General features: G+C 52.2%; 3 protein-coding genes and 6 tRNA genes. 6 read left to right on the forward strand and 3 right to left on the reverse strand.

Translation table 11 applies throughout. The features are described 5' to 3' along the window. Nucleotide 1: 1 nt before the first annotated feature. Together NA986_RS15590 and NA986_RS15595 are read right to left on the reverse strand one after the other, a co-directional pair. Nucleotides 2-77: transfer RNA gene (locus NA986_RS15590), tRNA-Ala, on the reverse strand. 42 nt (nucleotides 78-119) lie between these two features. After that, nucleotides 120-195: transfer RNA gene (locus tag NA986_RS15595), tRNA-Ala, on the reverse strand. 221 nt (nucleotides 196-416) lie between these two features. Between NA986_RS15595 and NA986_RS15600 the strand changes: the two genes are divergently transcribed. Continuing rightward, nucleotides 417-779, forward strand: a complete 363-nt coding sequence (locus tag NA986_RS15600) for a MerR family transcriptional regulator (RefSeq protein WP_000472034.1) — start codon at nucleotides 417-419, stop codon at nucleotides 777-779. 1 nt (nucleotide 780) lies between these two features. Further along, on the forward strand, nucleotides 781-1,173 hold the full coding sequence (locus NA986_RS15605) for a MerR family transcriptional regulator (RefSeq protein WP_000826514.1): 393 nt from the start codon (nucleotides 781-783) through the stop codon (nucleotides 1,171-1,173). Between the two features lie 53 nt (nucleotides 1,174-1,226). Here NA986_RS15605 and gltX read toward each other — a convergent pair whose 3' ends face one another. After that, a complete protein-coding gene (gene gltX, locus NA986_RS15610; protein WP_000695623.1) occupies nucleotides 1,227-2,642 on the reverse strand; it encodes a glutamate--tRNA ligase in 1,416 nt (471 codons plus the stop codon). Nucleotides 2,643-2,900: 258 nt separating this feature from the next. On the opposite strand from gltX, the gene NA986_RS15615 reads away from it, so the two are divergent. The 4 genes from NA986_RS15615 (at nucleotide 2,901) to NA986_RS15630 (ending at nucleotide 3,294) form a co-directional block, all read left to right on the forward strand. Beyond that, nucleotides 2,901-2,976 (forward strand) — tRNA-Val (locus tag NA986_RS15615). A gap of 45 nt (nucleotides 2,977-3,021) precedes the next feature. Further along, nucleotides 3,022-3,097 (forward strand) — tRNA-Val (locus tag NA986_RS15620). Nucleotides 3,098-3,138: 41 nt separating this feature from the next. Beyond that, nucleotides 3,139-3,214, forward strand: a tRNA-Val gene (locus tag NA986_RS15625). 4 nt (nucleotides 3,215-3,218) lie between these two features. Continuing rightward, nucleotides 3,219-3,294: transfer RNA gene (locus NA986_RS15630), tRNA-Lys, on the forward strand. The last annotated feature ends 278 nt before the right edge of the window (nucleotides 3,295-3,572 follow it).

Consider the following 3,572-nt stretch of genomic DNA (forward strand, 5'->3'; position numbering starts at 1 on the left):
TTGGTGGAGCTAAGCGGGATCGAACCGCTGACCTCTTGCATGCCATGCAAGCGCTCTCCCAGCTGAGCTATAGCCCCATAGTGCTTTTACGTATACGCCAAATTTATCGGGAGTAAATTTGGTGGAGCTAAGCGGGATCGAACCGCTGACCTCTTGCATGCCATGCAAGCGCTCTCCCAGCTGAGCTATAGCCCCACTACGTAAAGCTTGTCGAGTTGACGGGCGGCATCATATGAATTCCCTCGGCATGTGTCAACGGCAAAATGAACTTGCCGAATTCAATCGCTGAAAAAGCATTCAAATAAAGGACATTGCGGCACAACTCGCATTCAGTAGTTAAACACGTCACGGTTTCGACTAAAATGGTGCTATAAAATGAACCACTAATTAACCCCACGACTATTCAGGGAATCGTTATGTTCAAGGAACGGATGACGCCAGAAGAACTCGCTAATCTCACCGGTTACAGCCGACAAACCATCAATAAATGGGTACGGAAAGAAGGCTGGGCAACATCGCCCAAACCTGGCGTCCAGGGCGGTAAAGCCCGTCTGGTTCATGTAAACGAACAGGTTCGTGAATATATCCGCAGCGCTGAACGTTCAGTTGACCATCACGCAGACACATTCACGCCTGCCAGCAACGCATCGCTTGAAGCGCTGCTTATGACGCTCGCCAAAGAGATGACCTCATCCGAGCAGAAACAGTTTACCTCTCTCCTCGTTCGTGAAGGGATTACCGGTTTGTTACAACGCTTAGGGATACGCGATAGCAAATAATATGAAAAGATTACGCAGTAAAATGACCACTGAAGAGCTGGCTGAATGCCTCGGCGTGGCCAGACAAACCGTCAATCGCTGGATCAGAGAACAACACTGGAAAACCGAAAAATTTCCCGGCGTCAAAGGCGGACGCGCAAGACTCATCCATATTGATGCCAGCGTGCGGGAGTTTATTCTCAATATTCCGGCTTTTCGCAAACTGCCTGCGTTTTATCAGGCGGAAGAGGCTTTCGCAGAATATGCGAACGCGGCGCACAGTCACGCTTATCGACAAATTATTGATGCCGTTGAAAATATGTCTGCTCAGGAACAGGAAAAACTGGCGCTGTTTTTATCGCGGGAAGGTATTCGCGGATTTCTGACGCGTTTAGGTATCAATGAGGCGGACTAACAAAGAATAAACGGCAGGCGTCTGCCCTGCCGTTTATTCTGTTTCAGCTGGCGTTACTGCTGGCTTTCACGCTCAGCGATAAAGCCCAGCGCTTTGTTGATACGCTCAATGCTGCGGGTTTTACCAATCGCATGTACGGTGACATCCAGCGCAGGCGACTGCCCGGCACCGGTCACAGCCACACGCAGCGGCATCCCTACTTTACCCATCCCCACTTCCAGCTCATCCGCCGTGGCCTGAATCGCGTGGTGGACGTTTTCTGCTGACCAGTCCGTAATCGCCGACAGCTTGTCGCGCACCACTTCCAGCGGCTGACGCGCCACCGGGCGGAGGTGTTTTTTCGCCGCATCGGCGTCAAACTCGCTGAAGTCTTCATAGAAGTAGCGGCAGCTCTGCGCCATCTCTTTCAGAGTTTTGCAGCGCTCGCCCAGCAACTTCACCAGTTCAGCAAGCTGCGGGCCGTTACGGGTGTCGATATTTTCCTGCTCGATATGCCACTGCAAATGCGTCGCCACATATTCCGGCGCCAGCGTATTGATATAGTGGTGGTTCAGCCACAGCAGTTTATCGGTGTTGAACGCGCTCGCAGACTTGCTCACCGCACCGAGGGAGAACAGCTTGATCATCTCTTCGCGGGTGAAGATTTCCTGATCGCCGCTGGACCAGCCCAGACGCACCAGATAGTTCAGCAACGCTTCCGGCAGATAACCGTCATCGCGATACTGCATCACGCTCACCGCACCGTGACGTTTAGACAGCTTTTTACCGTCGTCGCCGTTAATCATCGACACATGTGCGTACATCGGCACCGGCGCGTTTAACGCTTTCAGAATGTTAATCTGGCGCGGAGTATTGTTGATATGGTCTTCGCCACGAATCACATGGGTAATTTCCATATCCCAGTCGTCCACCACCACACAGAAGTTGTAGGTTGGGGAACCGTCGGTACGACGAATGATCAGATCGTCCAGCTCCTGATTGCTGAATTCGATCGGGCCACGGATCTGATCATCAAAAATAACGGAACCGTCCTGCGGGTTGGCAAAGCGCACCACGCATGGCTCATCGTCGGCATGATGTTCGTGGCTGTGACGGCAACGCCCGTCATAACGCGGCTTCTCGCCTTTCGCCATCTGATCTTCACGCAGTTGCTCCAGACGCTCTTTAGAGCAGTAGCATTTATAGGCTGTTCCCGCCTCCAGCATCTCGTCAATCACCGCGTTATAGCGATCAAAACGTTTGGTCTGGAAATATGGGCCTTCGTCCCATTCCAGGTTCAGCCAGTTCATACCATCCATGATGGCTTCAATGGCTTCCGGCGTGGAACGCTCAAGATCGGTGTCTTCAATACGCAGCACGAATTCACCGCCGTGGTGACGTGCGAAAAGCCAGGAATAAAGAGCAGTACGCGCGCCGCCGACGTGCAGATAACCTGTCGGGCTAGGCGCGAAGCGAGTTTTGATTTTCATGAAATGGCCTTACGTTTATAAAGATGCCGACAACCGGCAAATCCTGGAAAGATGAATAGCCTTGTATTCTATCACTGTGGCTTGATTCCTCAATGTTGATCCGGTCAGAACGCTGCGCTTTGCTATTTCCGTATAGAAATCATGCAGTGCGGGGTAATTCACGATCGTTTTGTTTAATTTTACGACGAACAAACAAAAACTTTAGAAAATGCGTTGACTCATTTTCAACTCTCCCTATAATGCGACTCCACACAGCGGGGGTGATTAGCTCAGCTGGGAGAGCACCTCCCTTACAAGGAGGGGGTCGGCGGTTCGATCCCGTCATCACCCACCAACTACTTTATGTAGTCTCCGCCGTGTAGATAAGAAATTGAGAAGTGGGTGATTAGCTCAGCTGGGAGAGCACCTCCCTTACAAGGAGGGGGTCGGCGGTTCGATCCCGTCATCACCCACCACTTTCTCGCCAGCTAAATTTCTTATTGTGAAGTACCGAAGTGGGTGATTAGCTCAGCTGGGAGAGCACCTCCCTTACAAGGAGGGGGTCGGCGGTTCGATCCCGTCATCACCCACCACTTCGGGTCGTTAGCTCAGTTGGTAGAGCAGTTGACTTTTAATCAATTGGTCGCAGGTTCGAATCCTGCACGACCCACCAATGTAAAAAAGCGCCCTAAAGGCGCTTTTTTGCTATCTGCGATTTATAAGATTCGAACCTGCCGCAGGTTCGGGTCTTGCCTGATGCGCTGCGCTTATCAGGCCTACAGACGACACCGCACGCGTAGGCCGGATAAGACGTTAATCGCCATCCGGCACAGACGACACCGCACACGTAGGCCGGATAAGACGTTAGTCGCCATCCGGCACAGACGACACCGCACACGTAGGCCGGATAAGACGTTAGTCGCCATCCGGCACAGACGACACCGCACACGT

The sequence above is a fragment of the Salmonella sp. NW177 genome, assembly GCF_051811585.1.
Classification (GTDB): Bacteria; Pseudomonadota; Gammaproteobacteria; order Enterobacterales; family Enterobacteriaceae; genus Salmonella; species Salmonella enterica.

Coding starts and splice junctions, on each gene's coding strand:
- NA986_RS15600 (WP_000472034.1), top strand. CDS start 417: ATGTTCAAGGAACGGATGACGCCAGAAGAACTCGCTAATCTCACCGGT.
- NA986_RS15605 (WP_000826514.1), top strand. CDS start 781: ATGAAAAGATTACGCAGTAAAATGACCACTGAAGAGCTGGCTGAATGC.
- gltX (WP_000695623.1), bottom strand. CDS start 2,642: ATGAAAATCAAAACTCGCTTCGCGCCTAGCCCGACAGGTTATCTGCAC.